This is a genomic window from Pseudanabaena sp. UWO310, from assembly GCF_006861605.1.
In the GTDB taxonomy this organism is placed as follows: domain Bacteria; phylum Cyanobacteriota; class Cyanobacteriia; order Pseudanabaenales; family Pseudanabaenaceae; genus Pseudanabaena.
This window is the reverse complement of sequence record NZ_SELU01000009.1, coordinates 71,560-94,414: the sequence shown is the minus strand read 5'-3', so window position 1 is coordinate 94,414 and position 22,855 is coordinate 71,560. Positions and strand designations below refer to the sequence as shown.

The window sequence follows — 22,855 nt, the reverse complement described above, 5'->3', positions numbered from 1 at the left end:
CCTATATTTAATACCAAATTACAAAATGGCGTAGCCATTTTGTAATTTTAAAACCCTTACTGGGTTTGGTTTTCAATTCCCAAAAGTGTAGCCACACTTTTGGGAATTGGTATAAGTGAGCTTAATTAAATATAAAAGCCTAAAACCTGCGGCGCACGCTGCGCGTGCGCCGCAGGTTTTAGATCTGGATTTTAATTATGCTGAGGTACTTATGACAACTAATTTGTCCGAAAAATTGCGCGTACGGGAAGATGGTCGGACACCTTAGCAAAATAGCTGCGATCGCTGTCAAAGCCCAAATCTTTTTGCGGATCGAGAATCTGCAATGATTGAGGAATATATTCAGTCTCGGCTCCCTTAGGGGCTTTAGAAACGACAATATGATCGATCACACAACCAGTACCGCGATTGGAATAGCGGGGGCGACCGTCGGGAGTTTTCGGTTGCCCATGTTTTTTTAAACAATTCTCTTGGGCATCGGTTTCGATCGCACGGGTGAGAAAAGTCAGGGGCGCATTGCGCAAACCACGGTTCTGATCCGCCCATGTAGGACTGTTGAAGTCACCGACGAGAATCAGATCGGGATCGGATTGTGGATTCTGTTGATATTGATCAACCTCCTTTCGCAGGAGATCACTTTGATTTTGGCGAGTACGGTCAGCATCCTTGCCACTGCCACCCTTTTGATGCACGATCACGAGTGTAAAATCGAATTTCTTGCCATCTTTGCCAACTTGAACATAGGTTACGAGGGGCGATCGCAAGGTTCCTGTCATATTTACCTTTTGCCATTCCGTCACTTTCTGAGCGGCGATCGCCTCTTTCCGATAAAAGAAGGCGAGACGCTGCTTACCACCCGATTCCCCTAAAATAAATTCCCAAGATTGAGATTTATTCAGTCTTTCTTTCAATTTCTCGGCCGCTAGGGGACTCACTTCCTGTAAACCAATCGCATCAAAGTTACGTTCCATAATTTGGCTCACAACATTAACCTTTTCCTCGCTCAACCCATCAAAATTTTCGAGATTAAAGGTTCCAATGCGAACTTGATCAGGTATGGCTTTAGATACTAAAGGGCTTGAGCAACCCGCGATCGCCACCAAGCTGCATAGACTTAGCCAAGAAAAACAAGATCTCAAACTTTCCACAAGCGATCGCCGCATTACATTCCCTTTATAGTACGAATTTTTCGATCGCTACGGCCACACCGTCATCTTCCACACTGGGGGCAATCCAATCACCCAAGGGTTTTAACCCTTCAGCACCATTGCCCATCACGACACCAATACCCGCATATTCAATCATTTCTAGATCGTTGAAATTATCGCCAATCGCTAAAACCTGCGATCGATCTAGCCCCAAAATATTTTCAGCTAAGTGCTTGACGGCTGTACCTTTATTCGCGATCGGATTAGTCGCCTCAAAGAAAGTCGCCACGGACTTTGTGAGATAGAGCTGTTGGGGCGTATAGCGATCCTTAAGGACTCGCAGCATTTCCGTGACTAGTTCTGCGGTATCACTCAGAGCCAAAATCTTGGTGGGTGGTTGTTCTTGACATTGCTTAATCAGAAATTCGCGCAAATCTCCAACTACTGTAACGTCTACCTTCGATCGCTTGGCATAGAATTCCGTCTGAGCGGTCATTTTCCGAACGTAGAGTTCGTCATTTATATAAATATGGATTGACAATCTATCGTTAGTGGCAAATTCGCCTAGATCGTCAAGGAGAGCTAAAGCCTGTCCTATTTCCACTGGCCAATGTCCAACTAATTCACCAGTTTTCGGATCCTTGATAAAGGCTCCTTGATAGGAAATCAAGGGCATATCGGAGGCGATCAATTCATGAAATCTTAGAGCCGAACGGTACATTCTCCCTGTGGCGATCGCGACCTTGACTCCCTTTGCCTGCGCAGCTTTCACCGCCTGCTTCACCGCATCATTGACCTGATTGGCATCTCCGCTAATCGTGCCATCAATATCTACCACGATCAGTTTAATGTCTTGCGCCATGAGTTTTTTTGTTTACTTTCTATAAAAAAATAGAATCAATCTATGAAGTGACCCTACTTTTTTATAATACCGTTCTTAGTTTATAGACTTTGTATTGCCAGATCCTTATATATCTGCCATCAACTGTAAACAAAAGAGGGATGCCGCGCTCCGCGCGGCATCCCTCTTTTGTTTGCGATTATAACAAAGATAAGTGGCGGCGCTCTGCGCCGCCACTTATCTTTGCGGTTTTATATTCCAAACAAATCTAGTTTTTATTTCAGTAGCTTGAATCCAAAACCTTATTTCTGTTCGGGACAATTGGTACCATTGGAAATATTGCGACATTGCTCGCGAATCTCAGACAGGAGGCTGGGGTTCAACTGCTTAGATTTGCTAAGGGCGAGTTCAAAATGTTTTTTGGCAGTAGGAATACTGCTACCACCCTGCATCCATAACACCTGTCCCTTGAGATAATTCAGTTCTGGATTGCTGGGGGCAGAAGCCAAAGCCTTATCTACAGCATCCAGTGCGAGTTCTGGCTTCCGCGCATCGCGGTAAGCGAGGGCAATTCCACGCCATTTCAAATAATCGGGGGCTGCATATTGCTTCAGACTTTCTAAGGCAGTTTCGAGGTCAGAGAGGGGCAATACTGAAGCGATTAGCATATCCACATAGCCCTTAATCAAATTTAGCTCAGGATCGTTAGGGGAGATATCCTTGGCTTTTTGGATATTGTCAAAGACGCTCTGCACTAAGGGCAAAGCCGAAGGCGCACTAGATACGCCTTCAGTTTTGATAATGTATCCCGCTGCAATCAGATCGCTAACGGCTAAATATGTGTAAGCTCTGAGGTTATCCTTACCCTTTAGGGCTTCAGCGTTGACCCGCACGCGATCGCCTGCAATCTTCATGGACAAATAGTCTTCTTTAGCGTAAAAAGTGGATGCTCGCAAGGAAAACAGAAGTGGATCATTAGCTTCCGTTCTAACGGCTAAATCCAACTGCTTCACTGCTGCTACATAATTTCCGTCTTTGAACATTAATTCAAAGGCTTTTTGAGTTTCACTACCGATCTCTCTTGCATTTGTGGAGCGAAACGGATCGGCGGCGAAGCTAGGCATCGCAGTGACAGCAGTAACTAAGACTGCTAAGCAAGATGCAGATACAGACACAAATACAGATTGCAAAGGGCGTTTCATAAAATTCCCAAAAAGGTTCAGGCTATAAGTTAAGTGGCTATTATTAGCAAGGTTGAGATCGTTTTTTGGCATTCTGACAAATTTAACTCGTACTTAACCTAAATATTTAATTTAAATCTAGTCAGAAATTTTTAAGTTGTCTGCAACATAGTACGTTAATACTATGAGAGACGATTTTATTTTAAAAAAAGTTTCTTATCATCGCCTAACAGTCGGGATTGTAAGCAGTTCAGCAATTACCCGCCCCAATTTTTGACATTTTAATGAAATTTTATGTTGTTTGACGAGCCGTCTTTTGACTGCCAGAGCAAGTAGGGGCATGATGTACCCAGACTAAAATTCAACTCGACTTTGCGGCTAAGCCGCGTAGGGCATCGGCGTAAAGCTTTGCCCTTATTTTTCGTGAATATTTAAGTAACTCGACCAAGGAATTATAACTATGAAACGCATTTTCTCTATTTTCGCGATCGCGCTAACCCTGCTTTTAGGTCTATCCTTTAGCCAACCTGCCTTTGCTGAACAGACATCAGGTCAAAAAGTTTTTAGTTCAAACTGCGCTTCCTGTCATGCAGGCGGCACAAACCGAGTAGTAGCAGCCAAAAGCTTGAAAAAAGATGCCTTGGAAAAGTATGGCAAATACTCGGTTGAGGCAATCGTCGCCCAAGTTACGAAGGGGAAAGGTGCAATGCCTGCTTTTGGCAAAAAACTCACTGCTAATGAAATTAATCTAGTTGCAAACTATGTGATCGAGCAAGCTGACAATGGCTGGGCAAAAAGCTAGGAGATATTAATACCAATTCCCAAAATGGCAACGCCATTTTGGGAATCTCAAAACCTTACTGGGTTTGGTTTTTAATTCATGAAAGTGTTGTCACACTTTCGTGAATTGGTATAAAACCCAGAATCAAAACCTATAGTGCACGCGCAGCGTGCGCTATAGGTTTTAGGATTTTATATTTAATTGCGCCTAGCTACTTGCCTAGCTACTTAATAAGGGTTTTGAGTTTTCATTTTGCCGTAGGCAAAATGAAAACCGCAATGGAAGAGCATTTTAGGAAAACAGGTTTTAAAAAAGCGAACATATGACTAATAAAATGATTCATAAAAATCATCTTCTAGCTCTTTTTAGGCATAATTTTAGGCATAAGCTTAATATTGTTAATTTGGGTTTGGCTTGCATGACAATCACAGCAGCTACCGCAGTCACTTCCGCAACTACGGCGATCGCTCAAAATGCCACTTCCGTGATTATTCGCAATCCTCAAAATGCGATCGCCAATATTTTTAATATCCAAGGCGAGCAGGTGGGCACAGCAACATTTACCCAAACGCCGCTAGGATTGCAGGTTATCGTCAATGTCGAGAAACTCACTCAGGGCGAGCATATGATCCATATCCATGAGAATGGGAAATGTGATGCTCCAGATTTTAAGACATCGGGAAATCACTTCAATCCTAAAAATCCTAAAGATGATGACGATGATGATCATGAGATTAATCCTATGCATGGAGCCCATGGGAGCCATGAAAAGCATGAAGGAGAAAAACATAACCCCGCAGGGGACTTGCCCAATATCGTAGTTAAGAAAGATGGTAAGGGCAAACTGAATGCCCTACTTCCCCGACTAAGTTTGGATAACAAGCCCAACTCATTGCTCAAGCAAGGCGGTACATCCATTCTCATCCATGCAGGCGCAAATGGAAATTCAACCATTCCTAATGTTGATTACAAGACTCGCATTGCCTGTGGAGTAATTAAGAAATCCTAACCGTTCCATCTCAAAAAATAATCATTAATTAATCAATGTTGGAAATTGCTTCTATCCTATTAAATTTGCATCTATCTACTCCTAATCTCAACGAGGATTTAGGAAGTAAGAGCTTTCCCATTCGTATTGCCCATGAAGTAAGAACCGCTAATGAAGTTGGAGGGACATTACATATCGAGCCAGACGATCGCCCGATCGCAGGTCAAAGATCGCGAGCTTGGATCGCGTTAACGAGACGGGGCGGCGAAATCATTCCTTACAATAACTGTAACTGTCGTTTAGAAGTAAGGTCTCTAACCAACAAAAATATTAAATTTACAGTATCCCAAATGCCATCGATCCTTGATCGATACTTGGGCTTGCCGAGTATCGAGATCGTATTTCCACAGGTAGGCAGATACGAACTGCGATTAAACGGCGCACCTAAGGGCGATGAAGATTTCCCACCCTTTGAATTAACTTTTACCGTCAATGTTGGCAAATAAGCATCCAAATTGCGTTATATGTGAAGAATGCTAGATTTATTGCTTATATCCGCCTTGGGATTTTTAGGAAGTTTTGGTCACTGCGTGGGTATGTGTGGCCCCTTGACCGTTGCCTTTTCACTTTCTGGAAAAGATCGACAAGATCGCGAGCCTTCCCAAGCTTGGCAACAGCATCTGTACTTTCACGCATTGCTCAATATTGGTAGGATTTTCAGTTATGTACTGGTAGGTGCGGCGATTGGGGCGATCGGTTCAGTACTAATTGCCAGTGGTCAGCTAGCAGGCATAGAAAGCGATCTGCGACGGTGGCTAGCGATTTTGACGGGAATTTTATTAGTGTGGATGGGACTGGTGCAGATCGAGCCTGAAGGTTTACCTCAGATCCCCTTTCTCAATCCCATAGCTGCCCTCGGACTCCATCAGCGTCTTAGCAATGCCATGATGAAGTTATCCCTCTATTCCCATCCTATTACCCCCGCTTTACTTGGGATGACATGGGGATTGATTCCCTGTGGTTTTCTCTATACGGCTCAACTCAAGGCAGCCGAAACTAGCAATATGATGCAGGGAGCGTTAACGATGCTGGCTTTTGGGCTCGGCACTTTACCATCGATGCTGGGCATTGGCATATTTGCGGGACTAATGAGCCGCGATCGCCGCAGTCAGTTATTTCGGATGGGGGGCTGGATCACGCTAACAATCGGCATCCTAACGGTATTGCGAAGTAGCGACATGGTGGATTATACGGGGCATGGTGGATTAATTCTGCTCGTTCTTGCGTTGGTAGCGCGTCCACTCGGACAGCTATCAAAATTTTGGTCGGCGTTAATGACCTATCGCCGTGCCATCGGGATGGGAGCCTTCATCCTTTCCATCGCCCATACTTTCCATATGCTCGAACATACTTTTCAATGGAATTTTGATGCTTTATCTTTCTTGATCCCAAGGCATCAACTAGCAATTTGGTTAGGGGCGATCGCGATCGCCTTAATGACTCCAGCCGCCATCACCAGTTCTGATTGGATGGTCGCTAAACTCGGTAAGGCTTGGCGTTATTTACATTTACTTTCGGTTCCTGCGTTGGTACTCGCCTCAGGGCATACCATTGCGATCGGTTCAAGTTATCTAGGTGCGGTGGAATGGAATCTTAAAAATTGGATCTTGACGATTTCCTGTGGGGCAATTACCGCGATCGCCTTATTTTTGAGAATGGTTAACTTAAAAACGATGAAAAACTAAATAGGTAAGGATGGGCGGCGCTTTGCGCCGCCCATCCTTACCTATTTAGCACTACTCAAAAATAAACCTAGCAAATTGCCTTTTCGCGAATATTTATGAATATTCACTCATATTCACGCATATTTGTATAGCTATCGCCAATTGTACTAGGACGTAAGCCCCAAGAATTGACTGGCGGCGCGAAGCGCCGCTAGTCAATTCTTGGGGCTTGATTTGTCCTAATTCAAGTGACTGTAGCTATAAATATTTTTGGTAAGGAATTTAACAGCAAGCGCCATATTAAAAAAAAACGAAATAAACCATCAGTCTTTAGTTTAGATTACACACCGCAATTTGGTGAATAATATGCAGTAATTTAAATATGTGCGTTTACTAAAAGAGATATGACCCCGACCATACCCACCGAGCAGATCGATCGCATTGTGTGGAACCAACACCACGACCCTTTTACAGTCCTCGGGCCACATCAAATTGAGCAAGACGGTAAGTCGGTATGGGTGGTTAGAGCGTATCTACCCGATGCAGAGGCAGTATATGTAGTTACACCCGACCAACATAAAGAATATCCGATGCATTCCGTGCATCACCCGCACTTTTTTGAATGCATTATCAGTGATGCCCCCCACCTATTTAGCTATCAATTTAAAGTCAAGTCTGGTGACAGCGATCGCCTAATTCGCGATCCCTATTATTTCAAATCACCATTACTGACAGAGTTTGATGCCTACCTATTTGGTGAAGGAACGCACTATCAAATTTATGAAAAAATGGGTGCGCACCTTACCACCATCGATAATGTCAGTGGGGTATATTTCGCTGTCTGGGCTCCTAATGCCCGCAACGTCTCTATCATTGGTGATTTCAATAGCTGGGACGGACGCAAGCACCAAATGCGTAAAGGTAATACGGGTATTTGGGATCTATTTATTCCCGATTTAACCGTTGGCACAGTATATAAATACGAAATCAAGAGTCCCGAAGGACATATTTACGAAAAATCCGATCCCTACGGCTACTTCCAAGAAATCCGCCCTAAAACCGCTTCAATCGTCACAGATCTCAATACCTACCAGTGGAACGATCGCGCTTGGCTAGAAAAGCGCCGCACGGAAGATCCCCTCAAAAAGCCCATCTCTGTCTATGAAATGCATCTTGGCTCTTGGATGCATGCCTCGTCAGCAAATCCTCCTGACAGTGGCTATCCGGCCGTATCCGCAGCCGATCTTAAGCCTGGAGCGAGATTTCTCACCTATCGCGAACTTGCTGAAGATCTCATCCCCTATGTCAAGGAAATGGGCTATACCCATATTGAGATGATGCCCATTGCCGAGCATCCCTTTGATGGCTCTTGGGGCTATCAAGTCACTGGTTACTATGCCGCCACATCCCGCTATGGTACACCGCAGGACTTGATGTATTTCATCGATAAATGTCACCAGCATGACATTGGCATCATTGTCGATTGGGTTCCCGCTCACTTCCCCAAGGATGGACATGGTTTATCCTTCTTTGATGGAACTTTTCTGTATGAGCCTGCGGATGTCAGAATTGGCGAACATAAAGAATGGGGAACCAAGATTTTTAACTACAAACGCAGTGAAGTTAAAAATTTCTTGATTGCCAATGTCCTCTTTTGGTTTGACAAATACCATATTGATGGTATTCGGGTTGATGCGGTTGCTTCGATGATCTATCGCGATTACAACCGCGAAGCGGGAACTTGGTTGCCCAATGAGTACGGCGGTCGCGAGAGTTTGGAAGCGATCGAGCTATTTCGTCACCTGCATAGCATTCTGTTTACCTATTATCCCGGAGCGCTTTCCATTGCCGAAGAATCTACCTCTTGGCCGATGGTGACATGGCCAGCCTATTCAGGTGGTTTGGGCTTTAACCTGAAATGGAACATGGGTTGGATGCATGACATGCTGGACTATTTCAAGCTCGACCCCTATTTTCGCGGACATAATAACAACTACCTAACCTTTAGTATTTGGTATGCTTTTAGCGAAAACTTTATGCTAGCGCTTTCCCATGATGAAGTGGTTCATGGCAAGAGTCCCATGATTGGGAAGATGCCTGGAGATGAATGGCAAAAATTTGCCAACCTGCGCTGTCTCTATGGCTATATGTTTACCCATCCTGGCAAGAAAACCATGTTCATGGGGATGGAATTTGGTCAATGGGCGGAATGGAATGTTTGGGGCGATCTCGAATGGCATTTATTGCAGTATCCTAGCCATAAAACATTGCAAAAATATGTCAGCGATCTCAATAAACTATTGCGATCGCTCCCCGAACTTTACACTCAGGATTTCACCCAAGAAGGCTTTGAATGGATTGAGTGCAACGATACGCGCAATTCGGTCATCTCTTTCTTACGGAAAGGTGAAGATGGCGAGTTTGTGTTAGTAGTCTGCAACTTTACCCCTGTTCCCCATCATAACTATCGGGTTGGTGTTCCTGAAAAGGGCTTCTATAAAGAGGTTCTCAATAGCGATGCCCCAATCTATGGCGGTAGCGGGATCGGTAATATGGGAGGCAAGTATACCGATGACTACGGCACTCATGGTAAACCTTACTCCATTGATGTGACTGCACCACCCTTGGGCGTAGTTATCTTAAAGTATCGCGGCGAAGTCTAAACTAATATGAGTAGCGGCGCTTAGCGCCGCCACTCATATTGGGGATTGTATGTCCTAAACAAAGCAAGAAGGTGTAGCGTCATGACGCTACACCTTCTTGCAATTAATTATTTTTCGATTGTTTGCTGAAATTATACCAATGCACGAAAGTGTGACAACACTTTTGTGCATTAAAAACTAAACCTAGTAATGGTTTTCAAGTTAAGAAATGGCGTAGCCATTTCTTAACTTGGTATTAGGAAGCATTTGCGATCGCGCGATCGCGGGAGACAAATGCATTCGTGCTCTTCATCATGGGAGGCTGATGTTTCCAAGTGCGCGAACTGAGAAATGTCGGCAATTCAATTTTACTAGTTGGAACTATATCTATGGTATGAGATTTAGCATGAGATTTTGGCAATGATTCAAAGGGTTCTATGGAATCTTGAGCATAGTCTTCCATTTCACGCAAAACCTGTAAAGCCAGATGGAGATGGGCTTCCAGATATTTAATGCGATTCTGTAATGCGAAAATGGTTGCTTCTTGGCTATCCATAGTTATGACCTCCATCAGTTACCTAGTACTGATTTTTTAATCCAAATCTATAAAAAAGAGTCTAATCCCTATACTTGAGAACATCATCCTGCCAAAGAATGATAAGCAAGTATACTCCCTTTCTAGTCAGAAGCTACTCCCTTCCCAGTGAAGAATTAGATGTTGCGGCGCGAAGCGCCTTACTGCTATCTCTTGTTTTTATACATCTATTTCTTTAGGAAGAAAAGAAAGGATTTACATCATAAGGATGGGCGGCGCGAAGTGCCGCCCATCCTTACCTATTTAGCACTATAGTTAACAAGTCTATAAATGGCTTAAAAAATCCAATAGTTCACCTAATATCCAATCCGTCTCTTCTTTTTCGATTAAAATCGAATCAAAACGATGTTTGCTAGCACCTCGCCAGATCGCATATTGGGTACTTTTTTGCCCGTTTTCTGATTCAATTTCCTCAATCCCAATGCGGGTAATCTCCGAATTATAGCCCCGTTCGCGTCCAATCCGAATCCCAAATAGATGCCATGAAATCCTGAAGGTTTGGCGATCCATTTCAATTAAGACATTACCAATTAATGCGTAGACAAACAAAAAAGCGCACATAAGTGACATTAATCCAACCATCACCGCAACGAATCCTAGGGCAATCTGAGATAGCAAGCCAAAGGTATTGAGGTAAGGGAGAATGAATTTATCTAAGCCCCAATAGATACCAAGGGCAAGGGCTCCGAAAACCCATGTCAGAGGACGGTAGCCAAGGCTAGGGATTTTAAACGTCAGGCGATCGCTAGTTCTTTCAAACTGAATGCGGGTATCTAAAGGTTTTAATTTGCGCGTCTTAGCAATTTCACCTGATGATTTTAGAGTAGCAATATAATTATTAGCCAGATTATTAGCCAGAGAATAAGTAGAATTACGCTTCCCTTCCAATATTTCTAGGGCAATTCTTGCGGAAGGGAAACGATCCTCAGTAGTAGGTTCGATCGCTTGCTCTAACCACTCTGCAAATTCTGGGGAAATTTTGGTACAGGCTCGCACATCAATTTTCATGCGATTTTGCGGCAATTCTGAAGGAGAACGATGGGTGAGCAGAAACATTAAGGTTGCCCCTAACCCATACAGGTCAGAAGCGCAACTTGCTTGTCCCTGAAATTGCTCGGGAGCCATATAACCATAGGTTCCGACAAAGGTACTCCCCCCAGCGATCGTATTACGATAAATATCCTGAACCGCACCAAAATCCACAAGAGCGATCGCTCCCGTAGGTCGTTGGATCAAATTGTGAGGCTTGATATCTCGATGGACGACAGGGGGTGATAGTTCGTGCAGGTAGCACAACAGGTTTAAGATTTGTATCGCGATCTCCTTTACTTCTCCTTCTGTCATCCGCATCCCATTCTGAACGATCTCATTTAGGGATTTGCCTTCAATCAGCTCTTGAACCAAATAAAAGCGGCGATCACTCTCAAGATCGGTATAAAAATAGTCGATATATTTCGGAATTTGTGGGTGATTGAGGCTAGCCAATACCTTAGCTTCCCGTTCAAATAATTCGATCGCTTTCCACTGGCTAGCCTGCCGCAGAGATAGCACTTTGATCGCCACGGCGCGATCGCGAAGGCGATCCGTTGCCGCGTAGGTGATTGCCATACCGCCACGCCCTAGAACTGAAACGATGGTATAGCGATCGCTGACAATATCACCAATTTGATGCAGTTCTTCTATCATCTTTGTTTACTAAATATACAAATTAATCGACGTTACGCTCTCCATTTTGGGAGTTACATTTTTCCACAAACCACTTAGGATTGCTATATAATAGCCCTAAGCAGCCAAGCATAAGTAATACCAATTTAAGAAATGAGTAGGAGCTTTCTTACTTTAATTTTTAACTATGCCGAACTATTTCTACTATTTATTATGTTTAACTGATTTACTGATTTAAATTAAACCCATGCACAGAGTTATAGCTAGTTCTGAATGGAAAGTGTTAATAATCGCAGACAGCTATGAATCTCTTTCCCCCATAGGTTTTTCAGCTTCAGACTATCCTCATATCATCGAACATCGAGGCGATCATTATCACTTCCATAATTTCCATTACGCTCTATCTCTATTAGTAACTTTAGAGACTGATCTGCAATCTCCCCCTGACTGCATATTTTTAGAATGGGAAGAATCGCATCCCGACAAAGATTTTTTTTTGCACCAACTGAACTCTATCCAAGTGCCTGTAGTTCTTTTGGTGAAAGCCGAAGATGAAGGATGCATAGTTCGTATTGCCCAAGACTATCAAGATTATCTGGTCAAAGAGACTTTAACTAAGGAATTAATTTTTGCAGCCCTGCGGAATGCGATCGCCCAATCTCACTTGAAAAAAGAAATTGCCAGAAAAGAAATTGCCAGAAAAGAAATTGCCAGAAAAGAAATTGCCAGAAAAGAAATTGCTATAAGGCAATGGCAGGAATCGCCAATATCCAAACATCCTGATCCACCATTGTCTTCTGAGGAAATAATAGGCGATCGGGAATATTTCTATACCATTGCCGATCGCGCTCTTGTTATGCTGCGGGAATCTGGGACAGATAAGTCCTACTACTATTTCAATCAAGCTTGGCTAGACTATACGGGCAGATCCTTAGAGCAAGAAATTGGTGATGGTTGGCTTGAAGGCGTTCATCCCGATGATCGCGAGATGAGTCGAGATATTTACTTTAAAGCCTTTGATGCGAGAAAATCCTTTGAAATGGAATATCGTCTCAAGCGCCACGATCAAGTCTATGGTTGGATTATAGATCGTGGAGCCCCAATATTTAGTAAAGATCATCTTTTTCTAGGGTACATTGGTTTCTGTTTTGACATTACGGCTCACAAGCAAACTGAGATTGAATTACAAAATAATCTCAAATTCATTCAAAAGATTGCTGATGCTTCACCCAATATCCTGTACTTATACGATTTACAAGAAAAACGAAATATTTATTCTAATCGAGAAATTGCCAAGATCTTGGGCTATTCAACGGAACAGATCCAAGCGATGAAAGATAACTTACATCGGAACCTGATTCACCCAGAAGACCTTGCTACCATGGAATCTCACCTCCATCGATTAAGTCATGCGCGTGATGAAGAAATCTTAGAAGTTGAATATCGAGCAATCAATGCAAATGGTGAGATTAAATGGCTCCGTAGCTATGACACGATTTTCAATCGCGATGATTGTGGAAGAGTCCAACAAATTATTGGTAACGCTCAAGATGTTAGCGATCGCAAACAAATGGAGCTAAATCTGGAAGAAAGTCAAAGGTTCATTAATCAAATTGCCGACTCTTCCCCAGGAATCATTTATCTATTCAATGTCCAAGAGCAGAGAAACATTTATGCAAACAAAAATTTGCAATCTATTCTCGGATATACTCCCGAAGAGATTCAAGAAATGGGAACTGATTTTTTCCCTAACCTGATCCATCCAGAAGATATGGATATATATTTCCAATATTTTCAACGGATTAAGGCTGCTGCTGATGGAGAAATCATTCAGTCTGAGTATCGCATGAAACATGCTAATGGGAATTGGCGTTGGCTTTACACTCTCGATACGGTATTTAGTCGTGATGAAAATGGCAAGGTCTTGTTAACTACTGGTACGGCCAATGATATTACCGATCGCAAAATAGTAGAGGCCGAGCTAATGGCAAGCGAACAAAGATTCGCAAGGATTGTTTCAAGTTTCCCTGGCATAATCTATACATATATTCATAATCCTGAAGGCGAGCATTATTTTGAATATATTAGTTCGAGGGTTGAGGATATCTATGAATTGTCCCCTGAACAAGTACTCCAAGACTGCAAATGTCTTTACGATCATCATCACCCCGATGATCGGCAAGGTTTTTGGGACGCAGCACTTCATAGCATATCCTCAGTATCTCCTTTAAACCATGAATTCCGAATCGTTACCCCTTCAGGCAAGATTAAATGGTTACAAATCAACTCTATGCCCGAAAGGATCGAAAATCTAAATGTGACCTTATTTAAGCGTAAAAATGGAGATATTGCTCGCCATGGGATTATGCTGGATATTACCGAACTAAAGCTTGCCGAGGCTCGATTACTTGAGCAAACATCACAACAAAAACTCCTCAGCATCATTACCCAACGCATTCGGTCTTCTCTCCAACTAGAGGAAATTCTAAATATAACCGTTACCGAAATCCATAAGTTTTTCCATGGCGATCGCACTCTTATTTATCAAGTATTAGATAACGGAACTAGGTTAGTTGTTGCCGAATCAGTTTCTGCACCTTGGCAATCCATCTTCAATGCCATTGTTTGGGATAATACCGTTCCCGAAGATCTATACAAAGAATATCTACAGGGAAACCTTTATGTCTTACATGGAGACTCAGCGAGTGAATTGGAATTAAAAGTTATATCTCTAGGCAATGAATATCTCATTTCTCCACCCATTAAAGCTAAGTTAGCGATGCCAATCATTAACAATAATCAACTCTGGGGATTGATATGCATACATCAATACGATAGTTCTCGGCATTGGCAGGAATGGGAAATAGATTTAATGAAGCAGTTATCTAGTCAATTTACGATTATTTTCCAACAGGCAACATTGTATCAGCAGGTACAGATCGAGCTTGCTAGTAAAGAAATCCTATATCAGCAATTAGAGAATGAACTGCAACAGAAAAAGGTATTGCTCAAAGAAGTCCATCACCGTGTAAAAAACAATCTACAGGTAATGTCTAGCCTTTTAAGAATGCAGTTTCGCAAAACTCCCCCCGAAGTCAAAATCTTAGTTGAAGAGTATCAAAATCGTATTCAATCGATGGCTTTGCTTCATGCCCAACTTCATCGCAATGACGATCTCGATCAAATCAATTTTTATAACTATATATCTGATTTACTAGTAAATTTATTTCAGTGCTATGGAAAAAGTCCGACATTGATCACATATACGATAGATGCAAGTAATATTTCTTTACCCTTAGATCGCTCGATCTCTTTAGGACTAATTATCAATGAATTAATATCTAACTCTTTAAAATATGCTTTCCCTAAAGGTATTGGGAAAATAAATATTCAGCTTTTACAAAAACAACAGCAATATCATTTGATTGTGGCAGACAATGGGATCGGGATTCCAGCCAATATTATTTTAGAACATACAGATAGCTTAGGGATGCAGCTAGTATTCAGTTTAGCAGAACAACTAGAAGGAACTCTTATTCATAACGGAGAGGAAGGAACGAAATTTCAATTAATTTTTCCTGTGTGGAAAAAGACTCGTTAATCAGAACCATTATCTAAGTAGCTAAAAAACTTAAAATCTAGAAGAGCTTACCATCTGCTACGCCAGCATTATGCACTCTAGTTTTGTTTTTAATTATGCTGAACTACTTATATAAAATTTGGGCAAAAAATATTATAGTCATGCGATAATAAGCAGCTAATCACCCTAAAAAATCACGATATTTTGTCTAGCAATTTGTTTTTTCATGGGGCTTTCTGCGCTAAGATCAAGGCAAATTTTATGTTGAGATTGATATCCTATAGAAATCTCAACTAGAAATCTCAACAAATCATAGAATAAATCATAGAATCAAGATTGGTTTGCTCGCAGCTTTCTGAACGAGGTTAAGACATTGAGTATCCCAGTAATCATAGTTGAAGATGAAAGACTAGTCGCGCAAGATATTGCCCAAATACTTCGTGACGAAGGTTATACCATTTGTGCGATCGCTGTTGATGCTCAGACGGCTATCCAGAAGATTTTAGAATATTCTCCTAAGCTCGTTCTTCTAGATATTCGGATCAAAGGGGATATTGATGGGATAAAGCTCGCCCAGTTTATTCAATCCTTCTGTGATATTCCCGTCGTTTACCTCACTGCTTTTTCAGATGCAGAAACCTTAAAGAGAGCCCAATCGACCAATCCAATGGGCTATGTAGTTAAACCTTTTCGGCAAGAGCAACTCCTTTCCACATTAGCGATCGCCTTAACCACCCATCGCGCCCAAAACGACGAACAAAAGGAAACCACCCTCAAAGAGAAATTATTGTCCGTAGTCAGTCACGAACTTCGCACGCCGCTTAATGCAATTTTGGGCTTTTCAGACTGTTTGAAGGAAGAAGTATTTGGTTCGATCAATCCCAAGCAATTGGAAGCAATTCAAGTTATCAATAGCAGCGGTGATCATTTATTAAACTTAGTTAATAACATGATCGATCTATCTATGCTTGAAGCAGGGGAGTTTAAATTAACCATCGAACCGATGTCGCTCGCAGCACTCTGTCAAACCTGTCTTGGTTGTGTTGCCAAGATCGCAGTGCCCAAACGAATTAAGGTTGAATCGAAAATTCAAGAAGGAATTCCCTCCATGATTTTAGATGAAAGGCGCATTTTTCAGGCTCTAATGCATTTGCTCAATAATGCCGTGAAATTTACACCTGAAAATGGTCATATTATCCTCGAACTAACCTGTGAAAATCAGCCAGACTATCAACGAGAGTCTAATTTCACGACACCAGTTCGCATCTCAGTAACTGACAGTGGCATTGGTATCGCCACAGAAGATTTACATAGAATTTTTCAACCCTTTAAGCAAGTCGATACAGGTTATAGCCGCAAGTATGACGGCATGGGGCTGGGGCTGACCTTTGTCAAAAAAATTATCGAACTGCATGGTGGAAGCGTTGAAGCAACTAGTGAATTAGGTGTGGGAAGCCGCTTCACGATTAGTTTGCCCTGTAATGATTTATCTTCTAGCCAAACTTCAGAACTTTCTTTTACTGCGCATTAAGTAGCTAGGCATAATTAAAAACCAAAACCAGAGAGCGTACCGCCCGCTACGCGGGCGGTACGCTCTTCTAGGTTTTAAGTCTACTTATGCCTAGTTACTTAATAAGGAATGCATTAACAAGATCGAAACCTTTATGACGATTTATTTCTACACGACTAGTCAAGCCTATGGAGAATTCTCTAACTTTGCTCCTTTTGGTATTGAGTTAGATGGGCAATGGTGGAAAACAACGGAACATTACTTTCAGGCTCAGAAGTTTTTAGATCGGAACTATCAAGAAAAAATTCGCCAAGCGATCGATCCCAAAACCGCTGCCAATTTAGGTCGCAGTCGTTCTGTGCCGCTGCGAGAGGATTGGGAAGAAATCAAAGATGATGTCATGCGTAAAGCCGTTCTCCAAAAGTTTCAAACCCACCACCAATTAAAGCTCTTGTTGATTGCTACTGGTGATGAGGAAATTGTCGAAAATGCACCAGGGGATTATTATTGGGGTTGTGGAGCCGATGGCTCTGGCAAAAATATGTTAGGCAAAATCCTTCAAGAAGTCCGCACTCAAATCCAAACAGACTAACCCTATAATACCAATTCACAAAAGTGCGATCACACTTTTGTGAATTAAAAACCAAACCCAGTAAGTGTTTTCAAATCACAAAATGGCTACGCCATATCGATTATGACCTTAACTAATTGGCAAATTTTAGATTCTATCGAACCACCGACTTGGATGTGGGAAAGGGTGGGTAAATTTGCAGCGCAGTTACTTTGGCAAAGAGGATTTGTGAGTCCCGAACAGGTCAGCGCATTTTTGGACATAGAAGCCTATCAACCCACTAGTGCCTTTGCCTTGCCCGAAATGGCGATCGCGATCGCCCGTATCCAAACAGCTTACGAACGAGGCGAAACGATCGCCATCTGGGGAGATTTTGATGCCGATGGGATCACGGCTACATCGGTTTTATGGGAAGGCTTAGGGCAGTTTTTTGCCCAAGGCGATCGCTTAGTTTTTTATATTCCCGATCGGTTAAAAGAATCCCATGGAATATCCCCTAGGGGTTTAGATGAGTTGCGATCACAATGCGAAGCCGCAGATCAAGTTCTCAGTCTCATTATTACCTGTGATACGGGCAGCACCAGCCTCACAGCCCTAAGCTACGCACAAGAATTAGGAATTGATGTGATCGTCACCGATCACCATACCTTGCCCGACGATCGTCCCCCTGTCACGGCAATTATCAATCCTCGCTATTTAAACAGTGAACATCCCCTATTCCATTTGTCGGGAGTTGCCGTAGCTTATAAACTCATGGAAGCCCTCTATGCCACCATGCCCGAAGTGCCGCCACAGCCCCTAGAGGATTTATTGGATTTAGTGGCGATCGGCTTAGTTGCCGACTTAGTGCAGCTTACGGGAGACTGTCGCTATCTCGCCCAAAAGGGAATTGAAGTATTGCGTCAAAAAAAGCGCCTCGGCGTACGAATGCTGTTAGAGCAGTGCAAAAGGGTTGGCGATCGCCCCATCGACATTAGTTTTGGCATTGCCCCACGCATTAATGCCGTTAGTCGTATCTGGGGAGATGTCCGAAAATGCGTGGAACTACTTACCACCCAAGATGAGCAGTTGTGTAAAGCGCTGATCGAACAGACCGAAATGGCAAATACTCAGCGGAAAGCCCTCCAAAAAAGAGTATTCAAACAGGTGCAAGCCAAAATTGCCCAACTAGATTTATCAACCGTAGGAATTATTGTCTTGGTCGATCCGCAATGGTCGGTGGGCATCTTAGGATTAGTAGCAGGGCAAGTGGTTGCCGAATATGGTCGCCCGACGATCCTCTGTACCCTTGAGGATGGTCTTGCCAAAGGTAGTGCGCGATCGCTAGAGGGCATCAATCTCTACGATCTGCTCAAGGGGCAAGAGCATCTATTGCAGAGCTTCGGCGGACATCCTCTAGCGGGGGGCTTGAGCTTTCCGATCGAGAATTTACAGGTATTAATTGAGTCGATCGATCGTTCGTTCTGGAGTCAATATGGAGTATTGCAAAGTAAGAAAATTACGATTGATTTAGAAGTAGAGATCGCCGATTTAAACAAAGATTTATTTAACGCGCTAAAACAGTTAGAACCTTTCGGGATGGGGAATCCCTATCCTCGATTATTGGTTCGTAATTGTCACTTTTCAGACATATCCAATGCGAATATCCGTACATCCAAAGGTCAGAAAGTTGAATATATCAAAACAGAATTTACCCTAAGCGATCGGCAGGGCAATCGGATTCATGGCGATTGGTGGGGACATTATAGCTACGAATTACCCGATACTCCTTGCGATATCGTGATCGAGTTGGTCGATAATGCCTTTCGCAAGCGTTACGATGTCAGGCTAATCGATTTTCATGCCCAAAGTGCTCCTCTGACTAACGAAGTACCTGCCCTTGCGAAATCCTTGACCAAGGCTGACGCAAATCTCACAATCATTGATTGGCGCGGCAAAGATGACACAATCGATCTCCATTTAGTGACAACTATCTGCGATCGCTGTCCGCAAAGTTGGCAAGATCTCAATACCATTATCGCCAGCGCTCGGCAAGCCAATCAATCCCTCGCGCTTACCTATCCCAATCCCCAGCAAATCAATGGCAAGATCGCATGGCAAACGTTAGTAGGAATTGCTAAATATCTCAGTCGGACTGGTAAAGAGATTAAGCGATCGCAACTAGTTGCCAAGTTAGGAATCGGCGATCGCGATATATTGCAAATGGGCTTCGATGAGTTACAGCAATACGGTTATGCGGTTCAGGCGATCGATAACCCGCTAGATCCAGACAACCCAACTATCCGTATTAAGGCGATCACCTTAAATACAACTCCGCCAACCCTATGCCAAAAATTCATTCAAGCAGCCAACGAACTCACTTTTCAACAGCAGTTTTTCGATTATCAGTTACAGCAACTAGCCCAATAATTAAAATCCAGATCGCAAATCTACGGCGTACGCGCAGCGTACGCCGCAGATTTGCGGGTTTTATAGTTGCCGCCAACTGTATCAGGACATAACACCAATTCCAAAAAGTGTGGCTACACTTTTTGGAATTGAAAACCAAACCCAGTAAGGGTTTTATACCAAATAACAAAATGGCTACGCCATTTTGTTATTTGGTATAAAACCCCAAAGAGAGTTGCCGCGCGGAGCGCGGCAACTCTCTTTGGGGTTTTGATTTTGTCCTAACAAAACTGGCGGTAGCTATATATTTAATTAAGCCCACTTACTTATATGATCGAAACCCATAGATATTAGGAAAAAGTAATGCAAGACCAAGAAACAAGCTGGCAATCCTTAATCCTAGTTGCCATATTAGGAATTCTCGCAGTTATTAGTTTTAATTCCTTCGTAATTATTAATCCTGGAGAAGCAGGTGTACTGAGCATATTAGGAAAAGCTAAGGATGGGGTATTACTTGAGGGAGTACATTTCAAGCCGCCTGTAATTTCACAGGTTGATGTCTATGATTTAACCGTCCAGAAATTTGAAGTCCCTGCCCAAAGTTCCACCAAGGATTTACAACAACTCACAGCAAGTTTTGCAATTAACTTTCGACTCGATCCCATTGAGGTGGTAACTATCCGCCGTACTCAAGGCACTTTGCAAAATATTGTTTCCAAAATCATTGCCCCACAAACTCAAGAGTCGTTTAAAGTGGCTGCGGCAAGACGCACCGTAGAAGAGGCGATCACTAAGCGCGATGAGCTTAAGCTAGATTTTGATGAAGCTTTGAGTCAACGTTTGAGTAAGTATGGCATTATCGTTCTAGATACCAGCGTAGTCGATCTAAATTTCTCAACCGAATTTTCCAAGGCAGTAGAGGAGAAACAGATTGCCGAACAACGCGCTCAGCGAGCTGTATATATTGCCAGAGAAGCCGAGCAGGAAGCTGAGGCAACGATCAATCGCGCCAAGGGGCAAGCGGAAGCCCAACGTCTCCTACGTGAGACCCTAACTTCGGAACTATTGCAGAAACAAGCGATCGAAAAATGGGATGGCAAGTTTCCCCAAGTATTAGGAGGAAATGGTGCGGTTCCATTCCTAAATCTTGATGTTTCTAAATCACAAAAGTAATATCTAATACCAAAGCTGAAAATGGCTACGCCATTTTCAGCTTTGAAAACCCTTACTGGGTTTGGTTTTTAATTCACAAAAGTGTTGTCATACCAATTTCCAAAATGGCAACGCCATTTTGGAAATCTCAAAACCTGACTGGGTTTGGTTTTTAATTCACTAAAGTGTTGGCTCACTTCAGTGAATTGGTATAGCTGCCGCCAAGTTTAAAGGACATAAATCCCAAGAATTGAGTGGCGGCGCGAAGCGCCGCCACTCAATTCTTGGGGTTTGATTTGTTCTCAGTCAAGTGACTGTCGCTATAAAGTAAAAACCTTGCTAAGCAAGGCTTTTACCTTTGGGCTGCGATACAGGATTTACGTAGCAAACCCTGTATCGCAGCCCGTTTCAAATTATATGGCTACAGCCCCTTGGCATAATTCTGAATTTCACCAATATTAAATACCGCACCAAACGTTAGCCCCTCCTTAGCGTAAAGCTCGGCTCCCCCCTGTTGGCGATCGACCAGCGTTAATACATGGGTAACAGTGTAACCAGCATCACGTAATTTCTCGACAGCGAGTAATGCCGATTGCCCAGTTGTCACCACATCCTCTAGCACTACCACATTCGTATTTGGCGCAAGTTCAGGACCTTCAATCCATGCTGCCGTTCCATGACCTTTTGGCTGCTTACGAACGATCAAAGCAGGAATTGGTCTATTTTCATAGGCCGATACCACACTTACCGCACTCACGATCGGATCAGCACCCAAGGTTAAACCTGCCACTGCCCCTGTCTCTGCTGGCAACATCTCTAATAAGACCTGTCCCGTCCACAAAGCACCAAATGGATGTAGTGTGACTAATTTGCCATTGATGTAATAGGTACTTTTTTGCCCAGAGGAGAGGATAAAGTCGCCACTTTTATAAGCAAGACGACAAAACAGATCGAGCAACTGTTCGCGATTTGGATGTTCCACAACTTTGACTTAGCTTTTGATTTTGTAAATACTTTTTTAGTTTAAATGCTGCCCATCCTCCCACAACAAAAAATTGAGCTACTGTTGCCAGTCATATTATGACAAAAAGCCCAAACGAGAGATGCGGCGCGGTGCGCCGTATCTCTCGTTTGGGCTAGCTACAGTCACTTGAATTAGAACAAATCAAACCCCAAGAATTGACTGGCGGCGCTTAGCGCCGCCAGTCAATTCTTGGGGTTTATGTCCTAGTACATTTGGCGATCGCTATATAACCTAAATATAGCTATATATCAATTTTCCGAAACCAGTCAATTTATGACTGGATCTGCTACATTAGTCAGCGTCCAACTTTGAGGATGCGTATTTATATGAGTACTAGATTCTCTTGGCTTGCTTCATCGTTAGTTGCAGCTTCAACACTGCTAGCTAGTGGTGCTGCCTTTGCCGACCCTTTGCTCACCGATCAAGATCAATATCCTCGCAACTTTCCTGCCACCTATCCTCAGGTACAGAACAAAGTCTTGGATATTACCTCCGATCCCAACATTCCTGCCCCCTATATCAACTTTAAATATAGGGATCAATGGATAGAACAACAAGTCAATGCTTTTCGAGCAATCAATCGAGAAATGATGGATTTGCAAACTGTCAGCGATGCAACAATTCGCACCCGTGATTTGCCCACCTCTTATTGTTCCTCTTTGTTAAGTGAAGGATTTAATGCCTGCGCTGCTCCTGAAGAGCCTGCACCTGTGGTTCCTGTCACTAGACCAGAGGTTCCCGCCGCAGTACCTGCTCGTCCCGTTCCTGCGTTATGGTAATCGGTTAAATTACCTAAATAAGTTTTTTGTGTTGAGTTTTGATTACCCACGATCGCCAATTAATTACTTACCAATTAGCGATCTTATAGCTAGGTAGCTGGTCATATTTAAAAACCAGAGTAAAAAAGCCATAGCTCACGCTGCGCGTGAGCTATGGCTTTTTTGGGCTTTATACCAAATCACAAAATGGCGTAGCCATTTTGTGATTTGAAAACCCTAGTGTTGTCACACTTTCGTGAATTGGTATGAGCAACCATATAGCAAAAAGCAGTTGGTGTAGGGGGGA

Annotated in this window: 18 protein-coding genes; 12 read left to right on the top strand and 6 right to left on the bottom strand. The window is 42.9% G+C overall.

Annotated features, from left to right (window positions below):
- Positions 1 to 218: 218 nt before the first annotated feature.
- The gene (locus PseudUWO310_RS04955) at positions 219 to 1,100 is read right to left on the bottom strand and encodes an endonuclease/exonuclease/phosphatase family protein (RefSeq protein WP_223805540.1); all 882 of its coding nucleotides are present in this window, start codon (positions 1,098 to 1,100) and stop codon (positions 219 to 221) included.
- On the opposite strand from PseudUWO310_RS04955, the gene PseudUWO310_RS23560 reads away from it, so the two are divergent.
- The gene (locus PseudUWO310_RS23560) at positions 1,057 to 1,179 is read left to right on the top strand and encodes a hypothetical protein (protein ID WP_263363391.1); all 123 of its coding nucleotides are present in this window, start codon (positions 1,057 to 1,059) and stop codon (positions 1,177 to 1,179) included. The two genes, PseudUWO310_RS04955 and PseudUWO310_RS23560, sit on opposite strands and share 44 nt — an antisense overlap.
- On the opposite strand, the gene PseudUWO310_RS04950 is transcribed toward PseudUWO310_RS23560, so the two are convergent.
- Both PseudUWO310_RS04950 and PseudUWO310_RS04945 read right to left on the bottom strand, forming a co-directional pair.
- Positions 1,174 to 2,010 carry a Cof-type HAD-IIB family hydrolase gene (locus tag PseudUWO310_RS04950; RefSeq protein WP_142599557.1) on the bottom strand — a complete coding sequence of 279 codons (837 nt, stop codon included), beginning with the start codon at positions 2,008 to 2,010 and terminating at the stop codon, positions 1,174 to 1,176. The two genes, PseudUWO310_RS23560 and PseudUWO310_RS04950, sit on opposite strands and share 6 nt — an antisense overlap.
- A 281-nt stretch (positions 2,011 to 2,291) precedes the next feature.
- Positions 2,292 to 3,191 (bottom strand): Sll0314/Alr1548 family TPR repeat-containing protein, encoded by a 900-nt coding sequence (locus tag PseudUWO310_RS04945; protein ID WP_223805539.1) that lies wholly within the window; start codon positions 3,189 to 3,191, stop codon positions 2,292 to 2,294.
- Between the two features lie 439 nt (positions 3,192 to 3,630).
- Here PseudUWO310_RS04945 and petJ point away from each other — a divergent pair, with 439 nt between their 5' ends.
- The 5 genes from petJ (at position 3,631) to glgB (ending at position 9,326) form a co-directional block, all read left to right on the top strand.
- Entirely contained in the window at positions 3,631 to 3,972 is a 342-nt protein-coding gene (gene petJ / locus PseudUWO310_RS04940; protein ID WP_142599553.1) for a cytochrome c6 PetJ, read from the top strand.
- A gap of 397 nt (positions 3,973 to 4,369) precedes the next feature.
- Positions 4,370 to 4,960 carry a superoxide dismutase family protein gene (locus tag PseudUWO310_RS04935; protein WP_190315905.1) on the top strand — a complete coding sequence of 197 codons (591 nt, stop codon included), beginning with the start codon at positions 4,370 to 4,372 and terminating at the stop codon, positions 4,958 to 4,960.
- Positions 4,961 to 4,995: 35 nt separating this feature from the next.
- Entirely contained in the window at positions 4,996 to 5,445 is a 450-nt protein-coding gene (locus PseudUWO310_RS04930; protein WP_142599548.1) for a hypothetical protein, read from the top strand.
- A 27-nt stretch (positions 5,446 to 5,472) separates the two neighbouring features.
- Positions 5,473 to 6,684 carry a sulfite exporter TauE/SafE family protein gene (locus tag PseudUWO310_RS04925; RefSeq protein ID WP_142599546.1) on the top strand — a complete coding sequence of 404 codons (1,212 nt, stop codon included), beginning with the start codon at positions 5,473 to 5,475 and terminating at the stop codon, positions 6,682 to 6,684.
- Positions 6,685 to 7,067: 383 nt separating this feature from the next.
- A complete protein-coding gene (gene glgB, locus PseudUWO310_RS04920) occupies positions 7,068 to 9,326 on the top strand; it encodes a 1,4-alpha-glucan branching protein GlgB (protein ID WP_142599543.1) in 2,259 nt (752 codons plus the stop codon).
- 235 nt (positions 9,327 to 9,561) lie between these two features.
- Here glgB and PseudUWO310_RS04915 read toward each other — a convergent pair whose 3' ends face one another.
- Both PseudUWO310_RS04915 and PseudUWO310_RS04910 read right to left on the bottom strand, forming a co-directional pair.
- Complete coding sequence (locus PseudUWO310_RS04915; RefSeq protein ID WP_142599540.1) at positions 9,562 to 9,861, bottom strand: hypothetical protein; 300 nt, start codon at positions 9,859 to 9,861, stop codon at positions 9,562 to 9,564.
- Between the two features lie 303 nt (positions 9,862 to 10,164).
- Positions 10,165 to 11,586, bottom strand: a complete 1,422-nt coding sequence (locus PseudUWO310_RS04910) for a serine/threonine protein kinase (RefSeq protein WP_142599538.1) — start codon at positions 11,584 to 11,586, stop codon at positions 10,165 to 10,167.
- 226 nt (positions 11,587 to 11,812) lie between these two features.
- On the opposite strand from PseudUWO310_RS04910, the gene PseudUWO310_RS04905 reads away from it, so the two are divergent.
- The 5 genes from PseudUWO310_RS04905 (at position 11,813) to PseudUWO310_RS04885 (ending at position 20,787) form a co-directional block, all read left to right on the top strand.
- Complete coding sequence (locus PseudUWO310_RS04905; protein WP_142599536.1) at positions 11,813 to 15,166, top strand: PAS domain-containing protein; 3,354 nt, start codon at positions 11,813 to 11,815, stop codon at positions 15,164 to 15,166.
- A 352-nt stretch (positions 15,167 to 15,518) separates the two neighbouring features.
- Complete coding sequence (locus tag PseudUWO310_RS04900; RefSeq protein WP_142599533.1) at positions 15,519 to 16,676, top strand: hybrid sensor histidine kinase/response regulator; 1,158 nt, start codon at positions 15,519 to 15,521, stop codon at positions 16,674 to 16,676.
- Positions 16,677 to 16,809: 133 nt separating this feature from the next.
- Positions 16,810 to 17,247: an NADAR family protein gene (locus tag PseudUWO310_RS04895; protein WP_142599531.1), complete on the top strand. Its 438-nt coding sequence runs from the start codon at positions 16,810 to 16,812 to the stop codon at positions 17,245 to 17,247.
- 102 nt (positions 17,248 to 17,349) lie between these two features.
- Positions 17,350 to 19,635 carry a single-stranded-DNA-specific exonuclease RecJ gene (gene recJ / locus PseudUWO310_RS04890; RefSeq protein WP_142599530.1) on the top strand — a complete coding sequence of 762 codons (2,286 nt, stop codon included), beginning with the start codon at positions 17,350 to 17,352 and terminating at the stop codon, positions 19,633 to 19,635.
- A 342-nt stretch (positions 19,636 to 19,977) separates the two neighbouring features.
- The gene (locus PseudUWO310_RS04885) at positions 19,978 to 20,787 is read left to right on the top strand and encodes a prohibitin family protein (protein ID WP_142599528.1); all 810 of its coding nucleotides are present in this window, start codon (positions 19,978 to 19,980) and stop codon (positions 20,785 to 20,787) included.
- A 400-nt stretch (positions 20,788 to 21,187) separates the two neighbouring features.
- Here the strand turns inward: PseudUWO310_RS04885 and pyrE are convergent, their stop codons facing one another.
- A complete protein-coding gene (gene pyrE, locus PseudUWO310_RS04880) occupies positions 21,188 to 21,748 on the bottom strand; it encodes an orotate phosphoribosyltransferase (RefSeq protein ID WP_142599526.1) in 561 nt (186 codons plus the stop codon).
- Between the two features lie 368 nt (positions 21,749 to 22,116).
- On the opposite strand from pyrE, the gene PseudUWO310_RS04875 reads away from it, so the two are divergent.
- Positions 22,117 to 22,569 carry a hypothetical protein gene (locus tag PseudUWO310_RS04875; protein ID WP_142599524.1) on the top strand — a complete coding sequence of 151 codons (453 nt, stop codon included), beginning with the start codon at positions 22,117 to 22,119 and terminating at the stop codon, positions 22,567 to 22,569.
- Positions 22,570 to 22,855 lie beyond the last annotated feature (286 nt).

Excerpts from the sequence above, each read along its gene's own strand:
- PseudUWO310_RS23560 (WP_263363391.1), top strand. The coding sequence starts at position 1,057 with ATGGCTTTAGATACTAAAGGGCTTGAGCAACCCGCGATCGCCACCAAG.
- PseudUWO310_RS04950 (WP_142599557.1), bottom strand. The coding sequence starts at position 2,010 with ATGGCGCAAGACATTAAACTGATCGTGGTAGATATTGATGGCACGATT.
- PseudUWO310_RS04945 (WP_223805539.1), bottom strand. The coding sequence starts at position 3,191 with ATGAAACGCCCTTTGCAATCTGTATTTGTGTCTGTATCTGCATCTTGC.
- petJ (WP_142599553.1), top strand. The coding sequence starts at position 3,631 with ATGAAACGCATTTTCTCTATTTTCGCGATCGCGCTAACCCTGCTTTTA.
- PseudUWO310_RS04935 (WP_190315905.1), top strand. The coding sequence starts at position 4,370 with ATGACAATCACAGCAGCTACCGCAGTCACTTCCGCAACTACGGCGATC.
- PseudUWO310_RS04930 (WP_142599548.1), top strand. The coding sequence starts at position 4,996 with ATGTTGGAAATTGCTTCTATCCTATTAAATTTGCATCTATCTACTCCT.
- PseudUWO310_RS04925 (WP_142599546.1), top strand. The coding sequence starts at position 5,473 with ATGCTAGATTTATTGCTTATATCCGCCTTGGGATTTTTAGGAAGTTTT.
- glgB (WP_142599543.1), top strand. The coding sequence starts at position 7,068 with ATGACCCCGACCATACCCACCGAGCAGATCGATCGCATTGTGTGGAAC.
- PseudUWO310_RS04915 (WP_142599540.1), bottom strand. The coding sequence starts at position 9,861 with ATGGATAGCCAAGAAGCAACCATTTTCGCATTACAGAATCGCATTAAA.
- PseudUWO310_RS04910 (WP_142599538.1), bottom strand. The coding sequence starts at position 11,586 with ATGATAGAAGAACTGCATCAAATTGGTGATATTGTCAGCGATCGCTAT.
- PseudUWO310_RS04905 (WP_142599536.1), top strand. The coding sequence starts at position 11,813 with ATGCACAGAGTTATAGCTAGTTCTGAATGGAAAGTGTTAATAATCGCA.
- PseudUWO310_RS04895 (WP_142599531.1), top strand. The coding sequence starts at position 16,810 with ATGACGATTTATTTCTACACGACTAGTCAAGCCTATGGAGAATTCTCT.
- recJ (WP_142599530.1), top strand. The coding sequence starts at position 17,350 with ATGACCTTAACTAATTGGCAAATTTTAGATTCTATCGAACCACCGACT.
- PseudUWO310_RS04885 (WP_142599528.1), top strand. The coding sequence starts at position 19,978 with ATGCAAGACCAAGAAACAAGCTGGCAATCCTTAATCCTAGTTGCCATA.
- PseudUWO310_RS04875 (WP_142599524.1), top strand. The coding sequence starts at position 22,117 with ATGAGTACTAGATTCTCTTGGCTTGCTTCATCGTTAGTTGCAGCTTCA.